Raw genomic sequence first — 22,739 nt, 5'->3', positions numbered from 1 at the left:
GGCGCGGACCGTCGCACGCGAGCGTCCGCGTGTGTGCTGGCACACACGACGAACTTGCGCTGGACGGCTGTCACCACGAGGGAGGCATTCGAACCGCGGACGCTATCTAACGTCCGGGCGTACCGGCGACCTGCGACGACCGTCACTTCGATCGCGCCGCGGTCGATCTGATTGACCTTGAACTACCGTGCGTTGCCTTTCCTTGCCCCACAGAGGGCAAGGGGCCGGATTATCGCGTTAATTCGCCGCAGCGTGCGTCAAATTTTGTGCCCTATCTCGCAAATAACGGATCCGGTATGAAGCGCCATATTCACGGGATTACAGCGGTTTATGGCGCTTTATTCTTTGGTCTTTTAATCAGTATCCCGAACTATGCACGCACGATGCTGATGCCCAAGGCCTCGAACGGCGAGGTCAACACCTCATCCGTGTTCTGTTCGACGACGATCGCACTGGCCGCCGTGACATCCGCGATCTTATACGCCGAGGCCGCATTAAGTTTTTCTGCCGACGCCAGCACCACCGTCTCCGCGGCATGTTCCGCGAACGCGCGTTTCACATAGGCCTCTTCCCTATCGCCGGTGCTCAGGCCCGCTTGCGGATGCACGCCGGTCACGCCCATGAAATACAGGTCCGCGCGAATGTGGCTGAGCGCTTCGATGGCCGCGGCGCCGACGTTGACCATCGAATGCCGGAACAGGCGGCCGCCGATCATGACGACCTCGAGCTGGGCATGCTCCGCGAGTTCGACGGCAACGCTCGGGCTATGCGTGACGATCGTCGCCCGCAAGTCGCGCGGCAGATGGCGCGCCAGTTGCACGGCCGTCGTGCCACCGTCGACGAACGCAATCTGGCCGTGCGCGATCATGCCCGCCGCCGCCCGGCCGATCGCCGCCTTCGACGCCAATTCGATCCGCTCGCGCCCGGCAAAATCCACTGCCGCCGGCGACGCCGGCAGTGCGCCGCCATGCACGCGCTGAAGCTGGCCTTCGGCGGCGAGTTCGCGCAGATCGCGGCGAATCGTGTCCTCGGAGACTTCGAATTCAGCGCTCAAGCTTTTAGCGATCACTTGCCCGTTGCGCTTGAGCGCGTCGAGTATCAGCTGCTTTCTTTGCGATGTGAGCATGGCGGTGGTCCTCAGCGGATTTTCGCGGGTTTGCACGAAATTACTTGTTTTTGCGCGATATCGCACGATACCATGATTCGCATACGGAGCGAACCGCGTTTCCCACTGACAGGATACGAGCCATGAACGAAACCGCCGAACGGGTCAGGATTGTCGACGTCGAAGTGCTGTCGGACGACTGGTACGTGCTGAAAAAAACCACCTTCGACTACCGGCGCGCCGACGGCAGTTGGCAGCGCCAGAGCCGCGAAACCTACGACCGCGGCAACGGTGCAACGCTGCTGCTCTACGAACCGCACCGGCGCACGGTCGTGCTGACGCGGCAGTTCCGGCTGCCGGCGTTCGTCAACGGTCATCACGGCATGCTGATCGAGACGCCGGCCGGGCTGCTGGAGACCGCGTCGCCGGAAGAGCGGATTCGCGCGGAAGTCGAGGAAGAAACCGGCTACCGTGTGCACGACGTCCGCAAGGTCTTCGAGGCCTTCATGAGTCCAGGTTCGGTCACGGAGAAGCTGCACTTTTTCGTCGCTGAATACGATGCAGTGGCGAAAGTCGGCACGGGCGGCGGCCTCGCTGACGAAGGCGAGGACATCGAGGTGCTGGAACTGCCGGTGGAGAATGCGCTGGCGATGATCGAGCGCGGCGAGATCGTCGACGGAAAGACCATCATGCTGTTGCAGTACGCCAGGTTAAATCTGTTCGGCACCTAGCTCAAAACATGGCGAGTTTCCGTACTTTTCGGACTGATCTTAAGCGGCATTAGGAAAAGGACGATAGGTTGGACAAGGCAATAAAAATATTCTTGCGTATCCCGTTGAGGTCGACCGGCGCCGTAGTCAAGGCGGTGCCGGTTTTATCGAATGGAAAACCTTTCCGTCAGAATATTTTCGATGCGCCGCTTTTTGTCAAGGCGGTGCATACAGCCGAGGTTCAAATGGATTCTCTCAGTTCAGCAAGCCGATTCATGAGCGGTTTTTTCTTCGGCACGCTGATTGCCGCCGTCGTCATGGTGCTCCTGTGCAATGCCGGCGAATTTTCGCCGTTCATGGCCAAACTGCATGCGCTGGAACAGGTTATCCTGACCGCGCTGATTTCCATCGTCATCGTCGATGCAAGGCCATTGGCCTACAAAACCGTGTGGCGCGAGCGCCGCTGCAGCTTCGTCCTGGATGAAGACATCAACGCCACGCTTCGCGGCCGGACCTTCGGCATTCCGTTCGGCGTGATCGTCGGCATTCTGTTTCAGAATTACGTGATGAATTGAGCGTTAATCCGGTTTAAATACACTGCTCGATATTCACTGCATTCAATCCGCGCGCCTTGTGATAATCCTTATCCAAGGCGCGCGATTCGTTTTACCTCTTCCCTTTTCCCACTGCTGGCTGATCGATTAGCCGATCAATGCCCGCTGCGTTCGCTGTCCAGATGCGCCATCTGCACTTCGTTGTAGCGCGAGCCCGCCACGGCGTCAGGCGGAATCGCCGCTTCGATGCGCGCCAGTTCGTCGGCGCCCAGTTTCAAGCCGGTGGCGGCGAGCGCATCCGTCAACTGGCCGCGGCGCCGTGCGCCGACCAGCGGCACGATGTCGTCGCCGCGTGACAGCGCCCACGCGATTGCCAGTTGCGCCGGACTGGTGCCGCGCGCGTCGGCGATCCCGCGCAACGTTTCGACCAGCGCCAGATTGCGCTCGAGGTTCTCACCCTGAAAGCGCGGGCTCACGCTGCGAAAATCCTTCTGCGCGCCGCGCTCTTTCGACCACGCGCCGCTCAGCAAACCACGCGACAACACGCCGTACGCCGTGATGCCGATGCCGAGTTCACGGCACACCGGCAAGATTTCGGCCTCAATGCCACGCGACATCAGCGAATATTCGATTTGCAGATCCGCAATCGGCGCGACGGCCCGCGCCCGGCGCAGCGTGTGCGCGCCGACTTCCGACAAGCCGATCTGACGCACATAGCCTTCCTTCACCAGATCGGCGATAGCGCCGACGGTCTCCTCGACCGGCACCGCCGGGTCGAGTCGCGCGGGACGGTAAATGTCGATATAGTCGGTGCCGAGCCGCCGCAGCGTGTAAGCGAGGAAATTGCGCACCGCCACCGGCCGCGCGTCGAAGCCGATCCAGCCGCCGGCCGGATCACGCATTCCGCCGAATTTCACGCTGACCACCACGTTCTCGCGCTGACGCCCTTGCAGCGCGTCGCGGATCAGCATTTCGTTGTGGCCCATGCCGTAGAAGTCGCCCGTGTCGAGCAGCGTGATGCCGGCGTCGAGCGCCGCGTGAATCGTGGCGATGCCTTCGTCGCGGTCGGCCGGACCGTATAGATCGGACATGCCCATGCAGCCGAGGCCGATGGCGGAAACTCGCGGGCCTTGCTGGCCCAGTTGACGTGTATTCATTGCGTGCCTTCCCGAAGTCGTTTGATCGCGTTGAGGATGACGGCGAACCGGCGTGTCTGAAGGTGCGCTTGCAGCCGCGCCTGAGGCCGCGCTTACAGGCGGGTTCGCCAACTCTGAGCGGCATTCTGCGCCTGGCCCGCCTAGCGATAAAGGCGCGCCGCTCGATCAGATTGGTCGAAAACGGTTAACAATCGGCACAATGGAAAGCCACCGAACCCGGCCCGAGCGGGCTCAGACGGAGAGCATCGTCGATGGATCACTTGCAGGCCATGAAAATCTTCGCGCGCGTCGCGCAACTCGGCAGCTTCACCAAGGCCGCCGAGCAGATGCAGCTGCCGCGCCCCACCGTGAGCAACGCGATCCAATACCTGGAAAGCCATCTGCGCGTGCGGCTGCTTCAGCGCACCACGCGGCGCGTCGCGCTCACGCCCGAAGGCGCCGCTTATCACGAGCGCTGCGTCCAGGTGCTAGCCGATATCGACGACGCCGAGGCGCTCTTCGCCGATGTCACCACCGGCCCGCGCGGTGTGATCCGCGTCGACTTGCCGGAGCGGCTGGCGTTGCACGTGGTGATTCCCGCGCTGCCGGATTTCTTCGCGCGCTATCCGGACATTCGCGTCGTGCTGAGCGCGACCGACCGCATGATCGATCTGATCGAGGACGGCGTCGATTGCGCGGTGCGGGTCGGCAGCATGAGCGACACGACGCTGGTCGCGCGGCGCATCGGCGAGTTCGAGCAGTTCAATTGCGCGTCGCGCGGCTACATCGAGAAACATGGCCTGCCGCGTACGCCCGCCGATCTGGACGAGCATGTCGCGGTCGGTTTTTTCTCCAGCCGCAGCGGGCGCGATCTTGACTGGGAATATCTGGAACAAGGCGAACTGAAGACGGTGGCAATGCGCAGCGCCGTCTCGGTCAACAGCGCGCATGCCTATATCGGCTGTTGCCTCGCCGGACTCGGCATGATTCAGGGGCCGGTCGGCGGCGTGGATGCGCTGCTGTTCGAGAGCGGTGAGCTCGTCGAAGTGCTGAAGGACTGGAGAGCGCCGCCGCTGCCGGTGTCGGTGGTATTTCCCCATGGCCGGCATCTGGCGCCGCGCGTGCGGATTTTCGTCGACTGGGTGGCGGAGTTGATTGGCGCCAGGACGCCCGCGCGGTACGGTCAGGCAAGGTGAAATCAGAACTTATGCCGGATCGCCGCGCGCACCACGACCTGCTTCGAGGTCGATGACGGCGACTGCGTGCCGACGTTGAAGGCATCGTCCAGAATCGAATAGGTCGTGTCGCCGGTCACCTGCTGATACTGGCCCTGGATGTAGACATCGGTGCGTTTGGACAGGTTGTAATCCGCCATCAAACCGAACGAGTGAATTTTCGGCTTCACGCCGCCGGTCGAGGCGTCGTAGGTTTCCATCGTGTACACATACTGCGCGCCGACGAACAGCATCGGCGAAATCTGATACTTGCCGTTCACCTCGAAGTTCTGATACTTCAGCGAGTTCAGCAATACGCCCGGCGGCACGAGCGGCGTCACGCCTAGATAGCCGTTGCCGGTCGGGTCCAGATAGTTCGAGTTCGTATAGACGAAGCCGGCTGTCGCCGGCCCGAACGTGTAAGTGATGCCGCCGCCGAACACGCGCATGCGGGCGGCGATGAAGCTGGCGTCGTTCGCCGTGATCGCACCGTTCACGCCATTGCCGGGGTTGTCGGCCTGCAGATAGGCCGCGGCCACCAGCAGGCCGCCATAGGTATACTGACCGCCGAAACTGTACGCGCGATTGTTAGCGAAGCTGGTGTCGTTGCTGAAGCTATACACGCCGCCAAACTGGAAGCCGGACAGCGACGGACTCGTGTACTTGACCGAGTTGTCGAGCCTGAACGAGTTGTCCGTATTGTCGTTGTCGTACGGGTGCGAGAAGAGCGAGCCGGCCCAGTTGCCGTTCGCCGTGGTCTGGGCCAGATAGTCGACCACCGAATCGTACTGGCGGCCGAACGTCAACGTACCGAACCGGTTCGCGCTCAAGCCGACGAAGGCCTGGCGGCCGAACATGCGGCCGCCCTGATTGAGCCGCCCGGAACTCACGTCGAAACCGTTTTCCAGCTGGAAGATCGCCTTCAGGCCGCCGCCCAGGTCCTCGGCGCCTTTCAGCCCCCAGCGGCTGCCTTGCGCAAAGCCGCTCGCCAGTTCATAGACATGGCCGCGGCCGACATTGTTGGTGTAGTTGATGCCTTCGTCGAGCACGCCATACAGCGTGACGCTCGTCTGCGCCAGGGCGGGCGCGGCGAAAGCGGCGGACATGGCGGTGGAGACAGCTAGCGCGAACACTTGCTTGTTCATGACGATCTCCCTGCACTCGAGCAATGGGACAACTCGATCCGGCCGCTTGTTCTTTGCGCCTCGCAAGGTGCTGCACCGACCTCGACGCGCTTTACAGAAATCCTCACACGCCGTTAGGCCGCCGTCCATTGGGTGTCGTGTCGATATCTAAAAACGTTGCAAAATCTCCACTTGGTGCGGCGGGCCCTGTTGTCGCGGCGCTCATTGAGGTAAACGGCGCAACGCCACACGGACTTGACACCGGCGGCGCGCCCGCACCGCGCGGGCCGCCTTGCCCTGTCTCAAGCCGATTTGTCACGAAAAGAAATATAATCGCGAACTTCTTGCGGCGGCGCAGCGGAACTCCGCGCCGCCACCCGGGTCACTTTTATCGCCTCCTGCAACCGTGCCGCGTCCGGCCGGTTGGACAGCGGCGACGCGGGTCGCGTATCCGCCCCGGCATCCCAATCCAATTTCTAAAAGCCTTGTGAGACGCCTGCCGCGCTGAACCAGCGCGCCGTCGCACGGGGTTTGCTTTTGGCGAACACAATGCAAAAGTCGCAATCCCGCCTGATCGAACTCGATTTTTTTCGGGGGTTGGTCCTTCTGATCATCGTCGTCGACCACATCGGCGGCAGCATTCTGTCGCGCGTCACGCTGCACGCCTACGCACTATGCGATGCCGCCGAGGTGTTCGTGTTCCTCGGCGGCTTTGCGACCGCCACGGCCTACGCGGCGCTGGCCGAACGGCGCAACGAGACGATCGCGCGCAGCCGCTTCCTGCGGCGCTCGCTGGAAATCTACCGGGCATTCCTCGTCACCGCCGCGCTGATGCTGCTGGTCAGCGCCGCGCTCAGCGCGTTCAGCATCGACGGGCCGAATCTCGCCACCACGGATCTCGACGATCTGATGGACACCCCGCTCGCGGCGCTCGGCGACATCCTGCTGTTCCGCCGCCAGCCGTATCTGGCTTCGGTGCTGCCCATGTACGCGTTCTTCGCGCTGCTGGTGCCGATGATCCTGCCGCTCGCGCGCAGCAAGCCGTGGCTGCTGCTGGCCGGCAGCGTCGCGTTGTGGGCCGGCGCGCCGGCCATCGACGCCTACCTGCCCGCCGCGCCGGACATGCACTGGGATTTCAATCCGTTCGCATGGCAGTTGCTGTTCGTGCTCGGCGTGCTGGCGCGTTGCCAGCCGGTTTATCAACGCGTGAGCGCACACCGTCTGAGCTGGCTCGTCAGCCTGCTGGCGTTCGCCGTGGTCGCGGCCGCCGCTTACTACAAGCTGTTTATCGAGCACGAGCCGCTCGATGCCAGCCTCAAGCAAAACCTCTCCTATCTGCGGGCTGTCAATTTTCTCGCCGTCGCATGGCTCGTCGCCAATCTGATTCAGCTCGGCTGGGCAAGAAAGCTCGCGCAATGGGTCCCTTGGGTCGGCGTGATCGGCCGCAAAGGGTTGCTGTGCTTTATCGCCGGCGCGGTGATCTCGCTGGTGGTCGATTCGGTGCTGTACGCGGCGACGGACGGCTATCTGAACTATCCGCTCGGACTGCTCGCGGATGCAATCGCGATCGGCGCGCTGTTCGCGGTGGCGCTGGGCGCGGAGCCGCTCAAGCGTCTGGCCGGCCGGTTGTATGGCGGGCGGCTGCGCACGTCGCCCTGAGCGATATGCATGCGGAATGGCGCGGGCTCACCGCCTGCCGGTCCCGGGCCATTCTCCGCCACTCACTCATGTTCCATGCAATCGTCCGCTGAGTTCGCTAGCGGTCAAAATGTTCCGCCGATCCTGATAGCATGACGGCCGCGCCCGACCCGCGCGGCGGCCTCCTACTCTGACATGCGTCTATTCCTACGTTCCGCCCTCGTTGCGCTCTGCGCAGCCTCGATCAGCGCGCCGGTGCTCGCCAGCACCGTGATCAGCCGCAGCTTCCATTCCGACGCGCTCGGCCGCGACTGGGCCTACACGATCTATCTGCCGACCGGCTATCGCCATGACGCCGGCCGCCTGCCCGTCCTGTATCTCCTGCACGGCAATAACGGCGACGCCAACGACTGGATCACGCAAGGCCATCTGCAGAGCACGGCCGACGCATTAATCGAGCATAAGGACATGCCGCCCGTCGTGATCGTGATGCCGCAAGGCGGCACGGACTGGTACGTCGATCGCAAGGAGAAGATGGAGACCGCGTTCTTCGACGATCTGCTGCCCGAGATCGAGGCGCGCTATGCGGTCTCGACGCAACGCGCCGCACGGATGATCGGCGGTGTCTCCATGGGCGGTTTCGGCGCGCTGCGTTATGCGATGACGCAACCCGAGCGCTTCTGCGGCGCGCTGCTGCTCAGCCCCGCGATCTATCCAAACGAGCCGCCGCGCGCGTCGGCCGCGCGCCGGGTCGGTGTGTTCGGCGAGCGCGAATTCGACGCGCGCATCTGGCACGAGCTCAACTATCCGGCGCAATGGGACCGCTACATGAGCCGGCCGTACCGTCTGCCGATGTTCATCGCCGCTGGGGACGACGACCTCGCGATCCAGGCCGATGCGTCGTCGCTGTATACGCACCTGCGGCTGGCGGGCAATCCGGCGGCGCTGCGCATAATCGACGGCGGTCATACGTGGGACGTCTGGAGCGCGCTGCTGCCCGCCGCGCTCAAATACACGCTCGGTTGCGTGAAGTCGCAGCCCCAACAGCAACCGCAGCAGCAGCCGCCGCCGCTGGATCATCCGTCAAACCAGCGGCCGTAAAACTCGTGCAACTATCTCACGAGGTCGGTCCACAACACCATCAGCACGGTCATTAGCGCGGGACCGATGAAGATGCCAAGCAGGCCGAACGTTTCCGCTCCGCCGAGTATGCCGAACAGCACGAGCAGGAACGGCAAACGCGTCGAGTTGCCGATCAGTACCGGCCGCACGAAGTGCTCGGCGATGAACACTACGACCGAGCCGAACACGGCGAGGCCGACACCCGCCGCGACCGAGCCTTGCGAGGCCAGCCACAAGGCCGCGAGACCGAAGGTGAGCGGCGCGCAGAACGGCAGCATGGCGGCGACTGCGGTAACGAGCGCGAGCAGCGCGACATGCGGCAAGCCCGTCACGAAATAGGCGACGCCCAGTAACGCGCCCTCGCCGAGTCCGACCACGACCAGTCCCGACACCGTCCCGCGCACCGCCGTGGCCATGCGTAGCAGAAGCTGCGCGCCGTCTTCGCCAAAGCCACGCCGCATGCCTTTGAGCAGCGAGCCCGACAGGCGCGGTCCCGCCTGAAAAATCACGAACAGCGTGATCAGCATGAAACCGAACACTGCCACGGCATGCGCCGCGCGCGCGCCGAAGTGCCGGCCGAGCGTCATCACCGTGGTGCTGTGCAGCCCTTTCATGGCCGCCGATCCCCGCAGCGGCTGAGCGAGATTGGCCTGCCACCACGCGGCAGCCTGCTGCGCGCCGAACGGCAGATGCTGGATGAAATCGGGCAACGGGATGCCGTTTTCCTGCGCGTCTTTGAACCACTCGCTCATGTCATGCGCTTCGCGCAGCGCCTGGGCAATGCCGATGCCCACCGGCAGCACGACCAGCAACGCGATCGCCAGCGTCAACACGGCTGCGATCAGCGTCGTGCGGCCGGAGAACCAGCGGTTGCGCTCGACCCTGCGCAACAGCGGCCACAGCGCGATCGCAAGCACGGCGGCCCATGCCACCACCGCGATGAAGTCGCGCACGACCCACAACGCCAGCAAGACCAGGCCGATGTACAGCACGAGCGAGGCCGCGTTCTGCTTCTTCAGGCAGTCCGGCACCTCAGGCGGTTCAGGCGGTGCGACAGGCGGGCGTGAATTCATGTGAGCTCTTATGGTTTTTCGAAGGTGCCCCTCAGGGGCTTTCTTCGGCGTGTGTGCGCGAGCCGACCGGAAAAATGCAAAACCGCTACACTGCCATTGCCCGGTCGCTCATCAATAACCACATCTTAAAGGAAGCCCCGGCGCCCCCTTGCAGGCGGTACGCTTGTCTCACTACGTACAACACTGCGTTGCAAAAATCCGACCTATCGTAAATTCAGCATGACAATGGCCCGCGAAGGCCCGTCTTTTCGGGATAGCGCGAATGTCAAATTTTATTGTTGCTGTTTGAAGAACAGTGTTTCAACCGCCGCACAATGGCTATCCGGCGCGCGCGGGACTACATTCGGCACACCACACATACGGAGCCGACGACGATGACCTTAGAGTCCATCCCCCTTGACGGTACCCATGGCGTCCGCATCGAAATTCTCGAGCGCTCGGACACGACGCTCGTGATTCGCTGGGTCGAGCCGGGAAAATGTCACTACGGCGAGCAGCGGTGGCGGCGCAGGTCGGCACATACGTCAGGAACGTGTGCAGTATCGCGCCGCAAGATTCGCCGTGGCGACGCCGTGTTCAAACCGGCCGAGCGGCCAGCGCCGCTGAATGCTTCCGCCATGATCTGCGCTGAACTGCTGGAGTGCGTCGAGGCGTAACGCATCAATCCCTGCCGGCGTCGCGTGCGCGCTCTGCCAATGCGCCTGACGCGCCCGATTCGCCCGGCGGCCCAACCCACATAGCGGCACGCGCATCGCGCGCAACCTGCTTCACGCCGTGGGTAAAACACCCTCTGATTGCGGCCCCTCGCCACGTGCGTTAAGGTGGACGTCGTTGCGTCAAGTCACCTGCCCGCTCCACGCGCGGCGCTAGCGCGACCCGCACTCCACCTACCGCGCCGTGCCCCGTGCGGCGCCGATTGAGGGCATACCATGGCCGAAGACACGCCGGAAACCCGCACGCCAATCGCACCACCCGCGCCCCCCGCGCCTCCCGCTCCGCTCGTCGCACCGCAACAATTCTCCCTGGACGTCCTGCTTGAAAAGTACGCGAAAGGCGACGAGCAATCCGCCGACGACGTATTCAAGCGGGTCGCGCGCGGCGTCGCCGAGGCCGAACCGCAAGCGCTGCGCGAATCGGTCGAGGCGCTGTTCGTCGACAACCTGCGACACGGCGCGCTCGGCGCCGGCCGCATCATGAGCGCGGCGGGCACCGGCATTGCGGCCACGCTGATCAATTGCTTCGTGCAACCCGTGGGCGACGCAATTCAGGGCGTCGACGAACAAGGCCTGCCCGGCATTTACGTCGCCTTGCTGCAAGCGGCCGAAACCATGCGCCGCGGCGGCGGAGTGGGCTACAACTTCTCGGCGATCCGTCCGAAAGGCGCGCGCGTTCACACCACCAGTTCGTCGGCGTCCGGTCCGTGCAGCTATATGGACGTGTTCGATGCGTCGTGCCGCACCGTCGAGAGCGCCGGTTCGCGGCGCGGCGCGCAAATGGCCGTGCTCGACTGCGACCACCCCGACCTGCTGGAGTTCATCGAGGCCAAGCATTCGAAAGGGCGCTGGAACAACTTCAACGTCTCGGTCGGCGTGACCGATGAGTTCATGCGCGCCGTCGAGGAAGACCAGCCCTGGCAACTCGTGCATCGCGCCGAACCCTCGCCCGCCCAGCGCGCGGCCGACGACGTGCGGCAACGCGAAGACGGCCTGTGGGTCTACAGCGAACGCCCGGCGCGCGCGATCTGGGATCGCATCATGCGCTCCACTTACGACGTCGCGGAACCCGGCATCGTGTTCATCTCGCGCATGAACGATGACAACAATCTGCGCGCCGTCGAAACCATCCGCGCTACCAATCCGTGCGGCGAGCAACCACTGCCGGCGTACGGCTGCTGCAATCTCGGGCCGCTGAACCTCACGCGCTTCGTGATCGATCCGTTCGCGCAGATGAAAGGCCGCAAGCCTTCGTTCGACTGGGACGGCCTCGCCCGACGCACGCGCACGCAGGTGCGCTTTCTGGACAACGTGCTCGACGTCACGCTGTGGCCGCTGCAGCAGCAATACGACGAGTCGCGCGCCAAGCGGCGCATCGGCGTGGGCTTTACCGGCCTCGGCGATACGCTCGTCATGCTCGGCTTGCGCTACAACTCGCAGGAAGGCCGCGACTTCGCCGTGCGCATCGCGCAAGTGATGCGTGACGAGGCGTATCGCGCGTCCGTGGACCTGGCGCGCGAGCGCGGCGCGTTTCCGCTTTTCGATGCGGCGCGTTATCTGGAAGCCGGCACGTTCGCCTCGCGCTTGCCTGACGACATCAAAGAGGCCATCCGTCGCGATGGCATTCGCAACAGCCATCTGCTCTCCATCGCGCCGACCGGCACGGTGAGCCTCGCCTTCGCGGACAACGCATCGAACGGCATCGAGCCGGCCTTCTCGTGGACCTACACGCGCATGAAGGTGATGGCCGACGGCGGGCGCGAATCCTTCGATGTCGAAGACTACGCGTATCGGCTTTATCGCGAGCTAGGCGGCGACACGAACAAGCTGCCGGATTATTTCGTCAGCGCGCTGGAGATGTCCGCACGCGACCATCTCGACATGATGGCGGCCGTGCAGCCGTATGTGGACACGTCGATCTCGAAGACGGTGAACGTGCCCGCCGACTATCCGTTCGAAGCGTTCGAAAGCCTCTACTTCGATGCGTGGAAAAACGGCCTCAAGGGTCTCGCCACCTATCGTCCGAACGAAACGCTCGGCGCGGTTCTGAGCGTGAGCCCGCCGCAAGCCGACGACACGCTGACCGAGAGCGATCTCGATCCGCTGCGTATCGCGATCGATCATCGGCCCAAGGGCGAATTGCCCGCGATCATCGAGAAGGTCGAATATCTGACGCAGGCGGGCAAGAAGTCGCTTTACGTGGCAGTGTCGTTTATCGAAGTCACCGGGCGGCTGGGTGGTGAAGACGTCACCATCGAACGGCCTATCGAGTTCTTCATTCCGACGGGTCAGCGCGACGAATCGCAGCAATGGATCACGGCGACGATGCGTTCGCTGTCGCTGGCGGCGCGCGGTGGTTTTGTCGCACGCAATCTGCAGGACATGCGGAAGGTTTCGTGGGATCGCGGGCAAGTGCGGCTCGGCGACGTGCAGCGCCTCGACGGACATCGCGCGCCACGCTGGCACGATTCGGAAGTGGCCGCGCTCGCCTTCGCGATCCAGCAGATTCTGCATCGGCGCGGCTTTCTCGATGCCGAAGGTAACCAGGTGCCCTCGCGCATGCTGGCGCGTTTGCCGCGCGGACAAATGCGGGCTGAGACGGCATTGCCGGCGGATTTCGGCATTCGTCCGCATCCTGTTGAGACTGATGCCGACGCTCTAGCGTTGACGCAGCCCGGCGGCGCGCAAGGCCTGCATACGATGCTCGGGCGCAAGTGCGGGTCGTGCGGGGCGAATGCGGTGATTCGCAAGGATGGGTGTGACTTTTGCACCGCGTGTGGCGAGGTGGGTGCGTGCGGGTAGAGACGGCGCGAGGTGCTGTCCGCTGAGAACTGTGGGGCGCACCATAAAATGAAATATCGACCGCATAAAATGAAATATTGCATTTTGTGCAATGTTCAAGCGAATGTCCGTCCCGCGCCCGCCTGCTACGCAGGCGGGCGCTTTTAAATCGGCTTCCATCTCACCCCGGTATCACCGTTGCCGCCCATGCTGGACGACACGCCACTCGATAGCCCGCGTCCAGACGCACGGCCGTCGCGCCTCGCTTCGCCCCGAAACATTACAAAAAGTTAACTTGAAGGCCGGCGGAAAGAAAATTTACGCGTAAACGTGAATTTGTATGAAGAATAAATTCATGCTGCCGTTAACTGCCTACATGAACCACATGTCGCACACGCTGCCCACCCACCTCACCCTGGGGGGAAGGACGGCCGGACGATCTTCACCTGTTCAGGTTTCTTTCACGTCGACGAAGCTAGCTATGAATATTGGCAATATGAAACTGGGCACCAAACTGATCAGCGCCTTCATCCTGGTATCGGTGATCAGCGCTATCGTCAGCGTGATCGGTGTTCGCAGCATGGGCCAGATTAACGCGAACGCGGATATGAGCTATCGATTGGATCTCGTGGGGCTTAACCGGATCCAGCAAGCGAACGCCGATGTGCTGCGAGCCGGCACATATCTACGCAACGCCATTCTGGCCGCCACGGCCGAGCAGCGGACTGCCTCTATTGCTCAGGCCGAAAAAGCTTTGACCTCGGCGCGCGAACACCTCAATCAAGCCGAACCCCTCGTCTATACCGAGAAAGGCAAAGCCACGTTTGCCGAGCTCGATCAAAGCTGGCACGACTACATAGAGGCTTTCAATGAAATGAAAGGCCGGATCAGCGCTGCGGGGCTGCAGGATCAAGCTGCGCTGACTTCCTATCTGTTGGGCGAATACCACGAGAAGGGATTCAAGACGCTAGTCCTGATGGGCACGCTCGTCGATGTGAAACAGGCCGATGCACAAACGACGGCCGGATCCAACGATCAGGTGTACGAGGAAGGCCGCAATCTGATGCTGGTTCTGGTGGCGTTGTCGATGTTGATCGGTGCGGGAATCGGCGTCTGGATGGCGCGCAGTTTGACACGGCAGTTGGGAGGCGAGCCGGCGACAGCCGCCAACCTGGCAAAAAGCGTGGCAGCCGGCGATCTCAGCGTAAGCATCGATCTACGGCGCGGCGACATGAACAGCCTGATGGCATCGCTGAAGGCGATGCGTGACGCGCTATCGCGCGTCGTGGCGGAGGTCCGCGAAAGCGCCGAAGGGGTGGCCACGGCGAGCGCGCAGATTGCGCAGGGGAACCTGGATCTGTCGAGCCGCACCGAGGAGCAGGCAGCATCGCTCGAAGAAACCGCTTCGAGCATCGAAGAACTGACCGCCGCAGTCCGTCACAACACGGACAACGCGAAGCAGGCGGCAACGCTCGCCGGCACCGCCTCCGGCATCGCGCAGCAAGGCGGCGAGGTCGTCGGGCGGGTGGTCGATACGATGCGCGAGATCTCCGGCAGTTCGGCCAAAATGTCCGAGATCATCGGCGTGATCGAGGGTATTGCATTCCAGACCAATATCCTTGCGCTCAACGCAGCGGTCGAGGCGGCTCGTGCCGGCGAACAGGGACGTGGATTTGCAGTCGTGGCCGGAGAAGTCCGCGCGCTCGCGCAGCGCAGTGCCAGCGCGGCAAAGGAAATCAAGGACTTGATTGCCGATTCGGTCAGCCGGTTCGAGGTGGGCTCGACCCTTGTCGAACAGGCGGGCGGCACGATCAACGAGATCGTCGCATCCGTGAAACGCGTCACCGACATCGTCGGCGAAATCTCATCGGCGTCGCAAGAACAGAGCACCGGCATCGAACAGGTCAACCAGGCGGTCAACCAGATGGACCAGGTTACCCAGCAGAATGCCGCGCTGGTGGAAGAAGCTTCGGCGGCAGCCCAGGCGATGGCACAGCAGGCGAAGGACTTGCGCGCAGCGGTCGCCTTCTTCAAGGTCGACGATAGGCAAGTCTCTGTGTCACCAGCGAATGCGCCCTCGAAGGAAACACAGCGCGCGCCGTCGAAGATTCATACGTCATCCCCCGCGAGATTGACGAAACCCGCGGCGGCGCCACGCCTTGCAGCCGGCGGCAGCACCGAAGTCGCGACCAACACCGCCCAGGCTCCCGACTGGCAGACATTCTGAACAGGTCAGCGCATGGTTGCACGACAAGCGGTGGCTGAACACACCGCAGCACTGGACTCACGCGCGCGATAGCGTGAATAACGTCTGGTCGCTCCGGCTTTGTCATTGAGGCAATGCACGCGAGCGACGTTGCAGCACAGGAAGAGTACTCACGGATGGAGACACGGGGCCGCTGCAAGCGGGCTCGATGAAACAGCACGAGACGCGACTGCAGCCGCTGTGCAGCGCGTTCAAGCCGTCTCGCTGTCTCCAGATGCCGGTTGTGTCCGGCTTGATCGCGTTGCTTCTTCGAGGCCACACGCGGTGACCGGATGAGGGATAGTGAGATCCGATTAAAGGTTTCTGCTCGGATCGTACTCAAGAATATGGAATCACGCGCCCCACTAAACGTATCGAAATCGGTCGTGAAGTCGTTGGAAGCCGCGAAAATCGACCACGTATTCCTGGTGCCGGGGAAGATGATTTATCCCCTGCTGGATGCAATCGACAAGTCGCCGTCGATCCGCGGAATCGTTTGCGCACATGAGACCAGCAGTGCTTTCATGGCTGACGGTTATGCGCGGGCCAGCCGGAAGTTCGGTGTCTGCGTTTGCATCTCCGGACCAGGCACCATGAATTTCGTGCCCGGCATGGCGGCCGCCCATGCAGACCGGATTCCTATGCTCTACATTGCCGGCGGTGTCTCGTCGCGAGCGGAAGGCAAAGGCGCGTTCCAGGACGCTACGCTGAGCGGCATTTTCGAAAGCGGCGTCGTAAAGAGTCTGGTGGAAAATGTGGTCGAGCTGAAGAACAAGGACAATCTTCAAGCCGAAATGCGGCGCGCGATGGATGGGCTCAACTGGATGCGCCGAGCGCAGTCTTTCGTCAGCATTCCTGTCGACGTTCAGCAGCAGGAAGCTCTGCCCGGTCAGGAAGTATCGCGACAACCTTACGACCATGGCGAGTTCAATGCATCCGGGGTCCCCGCAAACCATGCAGCATTGCATGCCTTATGCGACCAGTATTTGCTCACATCGAAGCGAGTCGCGTTTCTGATCGGCAGTCGCGGCAATGACCCGGAAACTGCAAAGGCCTTACTCGACGTGGCCGAGAAATTTTGCATTCCTGTTGCAACTACGCTATCGGGGAAAGGCGCGTTTCCTGAAGATCATGTCCTTTCGCTCGGCGTGTACGGATTCGCGGGCCACTCGCGGGCCGTTCGCGTCATCAACTCGGACGAACTCGATGTTCTCGTCGTATTCGGCAGCGACCTGAACCAGCGCGACAGCATGAACTGGACAGAGAAGCTGCCTGCCGGGAAAGAGTTGATCATCTTCGACGACAGCTTTGATGCGCCCGCCATGGGGCATGTCGCGCGCGGTCGCGTGTTCTCCGGGATTCGTGCCACATTCCGCCTGCTTTCAAAGATGTTCGCTGACTGGGGCGCCGACTTTCACACCGTTCTGGAACGAAGAAAAGCATGGACCGCCGAAGTGAACCAGACCCCTCTGTACGACGATAAATTCGAACAACCCGGCGCGTGGGACATGGATGGCGATGAATCGCTCTATACAGGAGACGTCGTCAAGCAACTGTGCCGACTAATGCCGAAGGACGCAAACGTCGTGGTTGATTCCGGCGCCCACCGGATATTCATGGCTCATTACTGGCTTTCGTCGGGCATCGGCAACTACTTTTCCTCCAGTTCGCTCGCGCCGATGGGTTGGGCAATCGCCGCCGGGATCGGCATCAAGCTTGCGGCCCCAGAACAACCATGCGTCGTAGTGACTGGAGACGGATGCATGCTGATGCACGGCATGGAGATCCAGACCGCAGCCCGATACGACGTCAAGATGCTTTACATCGTGTTGAATAATTCGGCGCATGGCGCAGTCCACATCGATGCGATCAGCAAAGGCTCCATTCCGGAGCGGTTCACCAGGCTGCCGAGCCATAATTGGGCGGCGTTTGCGGCTTCGCTCGGTGTCGCCGCGCGCAGGGTCGAGCGCCTTCAGGGTCTGGCTGATGCGCTGAGCGAGGCGTCCCAACGTAACGGTCCGTTCCTGATTGAAGTGATGACCGGGGTTTTTCCCGCTCCGAACCGGTACTACGCGGAAAGCGCGCTCAGTGCCTCACCGACTGAATCCGCACGTACGGCCTCACTACGCGGTCACGCCGCTGTCGTTCGGCACGTACAAGCTTGACTGCCGGCAAACCCTGAAGAACTGGATCTCGGAGACGATACTCCTGAGTTGCTGCCGCATCACTGCCGCTACATGCAGGCGTCTATCCAATCTCGACGCGATTACGGCCGGATTGCTTTGCCCGATAGAGCGCACGGTCCGCACGCTTCATTAACGCGTCAACATCGACCTCGCCGGCTTCACGAGTGCCCACGCCGATGCTGACGGTAAATGGAATCGGCTCAGAATGCCACGCGTGCTCGAAATCCTGCCGTTCGTAGCGCCGCCGCAGTTCATTCGCGAGCGCATAGGCAAGATGTGTATCCGCACCAGGCAAGGCCGCGACAAACTCCTCACCTCCCCAGCGGGCGAATAAACCCGGCCCATCCGCCATTGACGTTCCGACCTTGGCGAGCACGCGTAAGACCTCATCACCGGCATCGTGTCCACGGCGATCGTTGATCTCCTTAAAAAAATCAACGTCAAGAATGAACACTGATAAACCATCGCTCGTAGCAAGTACTCTCTCCACGAACTCCAGAAATTCACGGCGATTCGGCAGACCCGTTAGCACGTCGGTCTTAGCCTGCGCTTTTAGCAGCGCCATTAGCCGGGCGCGATCGCTGATGTCCCGGACGACCGCCATGAATTCGGTCGCGCCGTTCCTTTCGATCTTGGAGACTGCGATTTCGACCGGTATTATCGATCCGTCGCGATGCTGCCCGTACACACTGTTGCTTTGATCCATACGCGGCGGGGTCGCCTGCCGCTGCATGGGCTGGTACGAGTCCGCGAACTGCTGAACCTTCCGTGGGTGGTGCGCGCGAAACCTTTCGGGCAAGAGAGTTACGACTGGCCTGCCAAGCACCTCGGCAGACGAAAAACCAAAAAGATTCTCAGCCGCGCGATTAAATAGTGTGATGTTGTGCTGTTCGTCCATCGTGACAATAGCGTCGTAAGCCAGATCGACCAAAGCACGATAACGCGAAGCATCAACTTCCGGCTCCTGCGGCCGATCGGTCTTCGCAGTCATGTCGAAACCGGTAACGAGCACCTCGCGCGCGCTGGAGCCGTCGCCGTGCCTGATCGGTTTAAGCGAAAAGCGCCACCATTGGCTACCCTCGCGAAAGTCGTGAGGTTGCTCGGGCTGCGGCGGCCGCCCGGACGCAAAACACGCGAGCAGTTTCTTGCGGAACCCGCGCGGCGCGGAACTTGCAAGCAGTGCATCGAATGCAACGGGGAAAATTTGCAGACCCGCGTCCGCTCTCCCCGTTAAGGAAGGTCTGCAGAAGTCCTGGCATTGTGTTGCTGCTGAGCTATCCTGGGAAACAGAGCTAATTGGGTGAGGAGCAGTGTGATGACGCAACTTGGTCTTGGTCTGGATCTGTCAACGAAGCGCACGCGCAAGCGGGAATTTCTCGATGAGATGCGACGCGTTGTGCCTTGGTTGAAGCTGATTGCGCTGATCGAGCCGCACTATCCCACGGGCAAAACCGGTCGGCCGCCGTTCCCGATTGCGACGATGCTGCAGATTCATTTCATGCAGCAATGGTTCGGTTTGTCAGACCCTGCTATGGAAGAGGCACTCTATGACGTGCCGCTGTATCGCGAGTTCGCGGGTCTCGACGGCGGGATGGTTCGCTTGCCGGATGAAAGCACGATTCTTCGGTTCCGCCATCTGCTGGAAACGCACGGACTGGCGGTGCAAATGCTGGCGCTGGTCAATGAAATCCTGACGGAGAAAGGCCTGATGCTCAAGGCTGGTTCGGCAGTCGACGCCACCCTGATTGCCGCGCCCAGTTCGACAAAGAATGGCTCCGGCACGCGCGATCCTGAAATGCAATCGACGCAGAAAGGTGGTAACTGGTACTTCGGGATGAAAATGCATATCGGCGTGGACGCCGACTCGGGCCTGGTCCATACGGTCATTGGAACGGCGGCCAATGTTCACGACATCACGGTAGCCCAGGCGTTGCTGCATGGTGAAGAAACGGATGTGTACGCGGACGCCGGATATCTGGGTATCGAAAAGCGATGTGAGGCTGACGCGGTTCGTTGGCATGTTGCAATGCGACCGGCAAAGCGAAGGAAACTGGATCTGAGTGATTCGCTGGACGCGATATACGATCAGATCGAACGCCTGAAGGCGGGTATCCGGGCCAAGGTCGAACACCCGTTTCGCATCCTCAAACGGCAGTTCGGTTACATGAAGACCCGCTATCGTGGTTTGATGAAGAACACCGCCCAGATCACCACGCTGTTTGCTTTGGGCAATCTATGGATGGCACGTAGAGCTTTGCGCAAAGCTTGAAACACCGGGCCAATGAAGGCCATATATCTGGTTGGAGCGCTCCGGTGCGCGGAAAAAACTCCGGCAATCAACTCACCGACAAAAATCTGAACGCCGAGGCCGCGCAGGATGTGAAAGATAACGCTTCAAAAAGCGGGTTGTGCAGACCTTCCTTAACTGAAAGAATCGATCGTTGCACGCAGTGACGATGAGTTCCCGGCTTTCATCGAGCGCTATCATGGCAACGCATATGGCATTCTCGTCGATCACCTGGCTTGGCTCCTTGGACCAATCTGAGGGCTCCATTTTGCAGCGGTCTCAATTACTGACAGTTTTGCGCCACGGGACATAATTGTCGCACAGCGGGAATACGGAGATTTGACTTCCCTTTCCAAACATCTGACGCTCGTGGGAGAGCGTAAAACCCCGAATCATCAATGTCCTGAAATCGGCCCCAGCGACTCCCGTCGTAGACAAGAATCAATGTGGAGCATTGCGCCGGGTCGGTCGCATCGCTAAGCCAGCGAGTTAGCGCGGGTGAGCACGCGGCGTGACCCCGATGATCCTCTGGCCGCTTTTCCAGTGAAGAGTTTGAAGAGCGGACTGGCGCAGCCCGACCTTCAGGAGTCACTCGCCAGGATCTGGCGAATGGCCGCTGTTGTATGTCCATTTTGGATTTTCCACGTCTTGGATAACACCTGCTCCAAAGCTATATCGCTTTGAAGATCCCTGCGCCAGGGCTTCGCTTGAACGGAGAGAACACACAACGATTCCAGATAACCGCAACCGCAATCCATGCTTTTGCGCGTTCTGAAAACATCAAACCTTTCTGAATGTCATCGGGGCTTCACTTAGATCGCCCAAGATCCGTCCCCATTGACTCTTTTGCCACCGACTCAGGAAGCCTATGTTGTTTCGATTCCCCCGCCCCCGCCCGCTATCCAGTTTCATTGCCCTATGCACCCTGCTGACGCTGAGTGCCTGCGGGAGCGGTGATGACGTCCAAAGTAATGCGGCCGTCGTGCCCGCCCCGCCGGCAGATCCAGGCTTTGTGGACAGTGCGTCCATCCCTCCTGTACCTGCATTCGTCGACAATGCCGCCTCCAACCAGCGAAACGATGCCCACTTCGCGACACTCGATACAAATGCCGGCGTACGCGTTGTCGCTCGTTTCCTCGACCTGTGGCAGCCGTCGACCATGATTGTCGACGCGGGCGCGTCGGCACCGGCCGTCGATGGATTCCCGGCCGTGGTCGCTTCGACGTGCTCAGGCCTCGTTAACTCGGGCACGCCTTGCGGCACGGTCCTCAATGCCGCCGTGTTGGGCCAGAACACGCAGTTCGTCGTCAACGAAACAGTCTCCCGCACACAGGCGCAGGCCGATGCGGCTTATTTCGACGACCGCCGCAACAAGGGATACAGCGTGACCGACGGCTTGGGGCCATTGACCAGCGCATGGCTAGGGAGCACGCAGCAAACCACGACGATCACCTCCATCCCGGCCAACGCTACCACGACGCTGTACAGCGACGCAGGCAACAACACAGGCGTTGGCCGTCCGACCAACACGACATTCGGCACCGTGGTCGACTTTGTCAATGCCATGAGCACCAACGGTTCGACGGAACCCGCCAAGCGCTTTTATAAATACGCCAGACCGTTCCGGTGGAGCAGTTCCGTGGTAGTCGATCCCACGTTGGTACCGGCCGAAAGCGCCACGCCCGCGACAGACGGTGGCTTCATTAGCGGCCATACCGCCGAAGCAATGCGTGACTCGATGGCCATGGCTTACGTAGTTCCGCAGCGCTTCCAGGAAATGATGAGCCGCGCAATGGAATTAGGAGAAAATCGAATCATCGCGGGCATGCATTCGCCACTCGACGTAATCGGTGGCCGCATGCAGGGCCTGGCCGTAGTGGCGGCCAACCTCTACAACCCGGCAAATGCGTCCTTGAAAACCTCGGCATATGCGCAGGCCCAAAGTGCATTGATGTCCCAGACGAACACGACGAGCGCCGCGCTCTATACCTTCGCGCATTCGGGCACAATCTCAACGGACCGCTTTGCCGACTACGCGACCAATCAGTCCAATTACTTGCGTCGCATGACATTTGGCTTTTCGCAGATCGAGGCGACCGATGCCGCGCCGGTCGTTCCGAAGGGTGCGGAAACGCTACTTGAAACTCGTTTCCCCTATCTCAGCGCAGATCAGCGCCGGGTCGTGCTGAAGACGACCGAGCTCCCGTCCGGCTATCCGGTCATGGACGATGCGGAAGGCTGGGGGCGTTTGAACATGTTCGCAGCGGCGGATGGCTACGGCGCATTCAACGGCAACGTCATCGTGTCCATGGACGCCACCCAGGGCGGCTTCAATGCAGCCGATACGTGGCGCAATCCGATCTCAGGGGCCGGCAAGCTGACCGTGCAGGGCAGCGGAACGCTCAAGCTGGCTGGCGCCAACACCTTCTCCGGCGGCTCACAGGTCAGCGGCGGTACGCTCGAAGCGGACTCGACGACCGCGTTCGGCACCGGGGACGTCTACCTTGGCGCGGGCACCGTGGTCATCCATGCGCCTGGTGTCGTATCCGTGGTCGGCAAATACACGCAACTTGCGAATACGACGCTGGAACTCGATATCGGCGCGAATGGGCAAGGCTCGATGAAGGTGGGCGCTCAGACTACGGTTGTTGGGGGAACGCTGCATGTGAAGTTCGTCAACGGCTTCACACCTAAGGTCGGCGATACGATCAACCTGATCAGCGGCAATGGTTCGAACGTGAAGTTTTCGACTATTGCTGTTGACGGCTTCACCGTCACGCCTGTCTATACATCGACTGGCGTTCAGGTCCATCTCGATTCCTAACTGAGGTGCTGGTCCGTGAGCGGCCGC

16 protein-coding genes are annotated in these 22,739 nt (G+C 61.5%); 11 read left to right on the top strand and 5 right to left on the bottom strand.

Translation table 11 applies throughout. The annotated features are described in order from the left end of the window. Nucleotides 1-370: 370 nt before the first annotated feature. Entirely contained in the window at nt 371-1,126 is a 756-nt protein-coding gene (locus tag B0G82_RS32875) for a DeoR/GlpR family DNA-binding transcription regulator (protein ID WP_121310323.1), read from the bottom strand. A gap of 122 nt (nt 1,127-1,248) precedes the next feature. Between B0G82_RS32875 and B0G82_RS32870 the strand changes: the two genes are divergently transcribed. Both B0G82_RS32870 and B0G82_RS32865 read left to right on the top strand, forming a co-directional pair. After that, the gene (locus B0G82_RS32870; RefSeq protein WP_121310322.1) at nt 1,249-1,836 is read left to right on the top strand and encodes an NUDIX domain-containing protein; all 588 of its coding nucleotides are present in this window, start codon (nt 1,249-1,251) and stop codon (nt 1,834-1,836) included. Between the two features lie 224 nt (nt 1,837-2,060). Continuing rightward, entirely contained in the window at nt 2,061-2,390 is a 330-nt protein-coding gene (locus B0G82_RS32865) for a hypothetical protein (RefSeq protein WP_121311000.1), read from the top strand. A 134-nt stretch (nt 2,391-2,524) separates the two neighbouring features. Here B0G82_RS32865 and B0G82_RS32860 read toward each other — a convergent pair whose 3' ends face one another. Then, nucleotides 2,525-3,526 carry an aldo/keto reductase gene (locus B0G82_RS32860; RefSeq protein ID WP_121310321.1) on the bottom strand — a complete coding sequence of 334 codons (1,002 nt, stop codon included), beginning with the start codon at nt 3,524-3,526 and terminating at the stop codon, nt 2,525-2,527. 251 nt (nt 3,527-3,777) lie between these two features. On the opposite strand from B0G82_RS32860, the gene B0G82_RS32855 reads away from it, so the two are divergent. Next, the gene (locus B0G82_RS32855; protein WP_121310320.1) at nt 3,778-4,701 is read left to right on the top strand and encodes a LysR family transcriptional regulator; all 924 of its coding nucleotides are present in this window, start codon (nt 3,778-3,780) and stop codon (nt 4,699-4,701) included. A 2-nt stretch (nt 4,702-4,703) separates the two neighbouring features. On the opposite strand, the gene B0G82_RS32850 is transcribed toward B0G82_RS32855, so the two are convergent. Then, nucleotides 4,704-5,864: a porin gene (locus B0G82_RS32850; RefSeq protein WP_121310319.1), complete on the bottom strand. Its 1,161-nt coding sequence runs from the start codon at nt 5,862-5,864 to the stop codon at nt 4,704-4,706. 528 nt (nt 5,865-6,392) lie between these two features. Here B0G82_RS32850 and B0G82_RS32845 point away from each other — a divergent pair. Then, complete coding sequence (locus tag B0G82_RS32845; RefSeq protein ID WP_116121370.1) at nt 6,393-7,502, top strand: OpgC domain-containing protein; 1,110 nt, start codon at nt 6,393-6,395, stop codon at nt 7,500-7,502. A gap of 174 nt (nt 7,503-7,676) precedes the next feature. Further along, nucleotides 7,677-8,582 (top strand): alpha/beta hydrolase-fold protein, encoded by a 906-nt coding sequence (locus B0G82_RS32840; protein WP_121310318.1) that lies wholly within the window; start codon nt 7,677-7,679, stop codon nt 8,580-8,582. Between the two features lie 11 nt (nt 8,583-8,593). Here B0G82_RS32840 and B0G82_RS32835 read toward each other — a convergent pair whose 3' ends face one another. Next, entirely contained in the window at nt 8,594-9,676 is a 1,083-nt protein-coding gene (locus B0G82_RS32835; protein ID WP_121310317.1) for an AI-2E family transporter, read from the bottom strand. Nucleotides 9,677-10,050: 374 nt separating this feature from the next. Between B0G82_RS32835 and B0G82_RS32830 the strand changes: the two genes are divergently transcribed. From B0G82_RS32830 to B0G82_RS32815, 4 genes are all read left to right on the top strand, one after another. Next, the gene (locus B0G82_RS32830) at nt 10,051-10,332 is read left to right on the top strand and encodes a DUF3331 domain-containing protein (RefSeq protein ID WP_012426819.1); all 282 of its coding nucleotides are present in this window, start codon (nt 10,051-10,053) and stop codon (nt 10,330-10,332) included. A 273-nt stretch (nt 10,333-10,605) separates the two neighbouring features. Next, the gene (locus B0G82_RS32825; protein ID WP_121310316.1) at nt 10,606-13,191 is read left to right on the top strand and encodes an adenosylcobalamin-dependent ribonucleoside-diphosphate reductase; all 2,586 of its coding nucleotides are present in this window, start codon (nt 10,606-10,608) and stop codon (nt 13,189-13,191) included. Between the two features lie 319 nt (nt 13,192-13,510). Then, entirely contained in the window at nt 13,511-15,397 is a 1,887-nt protein-coding gene (locus B0G82_RS32820) for a methyl-accepting chemotaxis protein (RefSeq protein WP_277872809.1), read from the top strand. A gap of 311 nt (nt 15,398-15,708) precedes the next feature. Then, nucleotides 15,709-17,580, top strand: a complete 1,872-nt coding sequence (locus B0G82_RS32815; protein WP_347237574.1) for a thiamine pyrophosphate-binding protein — start codon at nt 15,709-15,711, stop codon at nt 17,578-17,580. 82 nt (nt 17,581-17,662) lie between these two features. Here B0G82_RS32815 and B0G82_RS32810 read toward each other — a convergent pair whose 3' ends face one another. Continuing rightward, entirely contained in the window at nt 17,663-18,592 is a 930-nt protein-coding gene (locus tag B0G82_RS32810) for a diguanylate cyclase (protein ID WP_347237573.1), read from the bottom strand. 324 nt (nt 18,593-18,916) lie between these two features. Between B0G82_RS32810 and B0G82_RS32805 the strand changes: the two genes are divergently transcribed. Both B0G82_RS32805 and B0G82_RS32800 read left to right on the top strand, forming a co-directional pair. Continuing rightward, on the top strand, nt 18,917-19,870 hold the full coding sequence (locus B0G82_RS32805; RefSeq protein WP_116149560.1) for an IS5 family transposase: 954 nt from the start codon (nt 18,917-18,919) through the stop codon (nt 19,868-19,870). An 886-nt stretch (nt 19,871-20,756) separates the two neighbouring features. Next, on the top strand, nt 20,757-22,712 hold the full coding sequence (locus B0G82_RS32800) for a phosphatase PAP2 family protein (protein ID WP_199730196.1): 1,956 nt from the start codon (nt 20,757-20,759) through the stop codon (nt 22,710-22,712). Nucleotides 22,713-22,739: the final 27 nt, after the last annotated feature.

Origin of the sequence: Paraburkholderia sp. BL17N1, assembly GCF_003634175.1 — a bacterium.
GTDB lineage: Bacteria > Pseudomonadota > Gammaproteobacteria > Burkholderiales > Burkholderiaceae > Paraburkholderia.
Note: the sequence above shows the minus strand (reverse complement) of the source record. Positions and strands in the feature narration are given on the sequence as shown.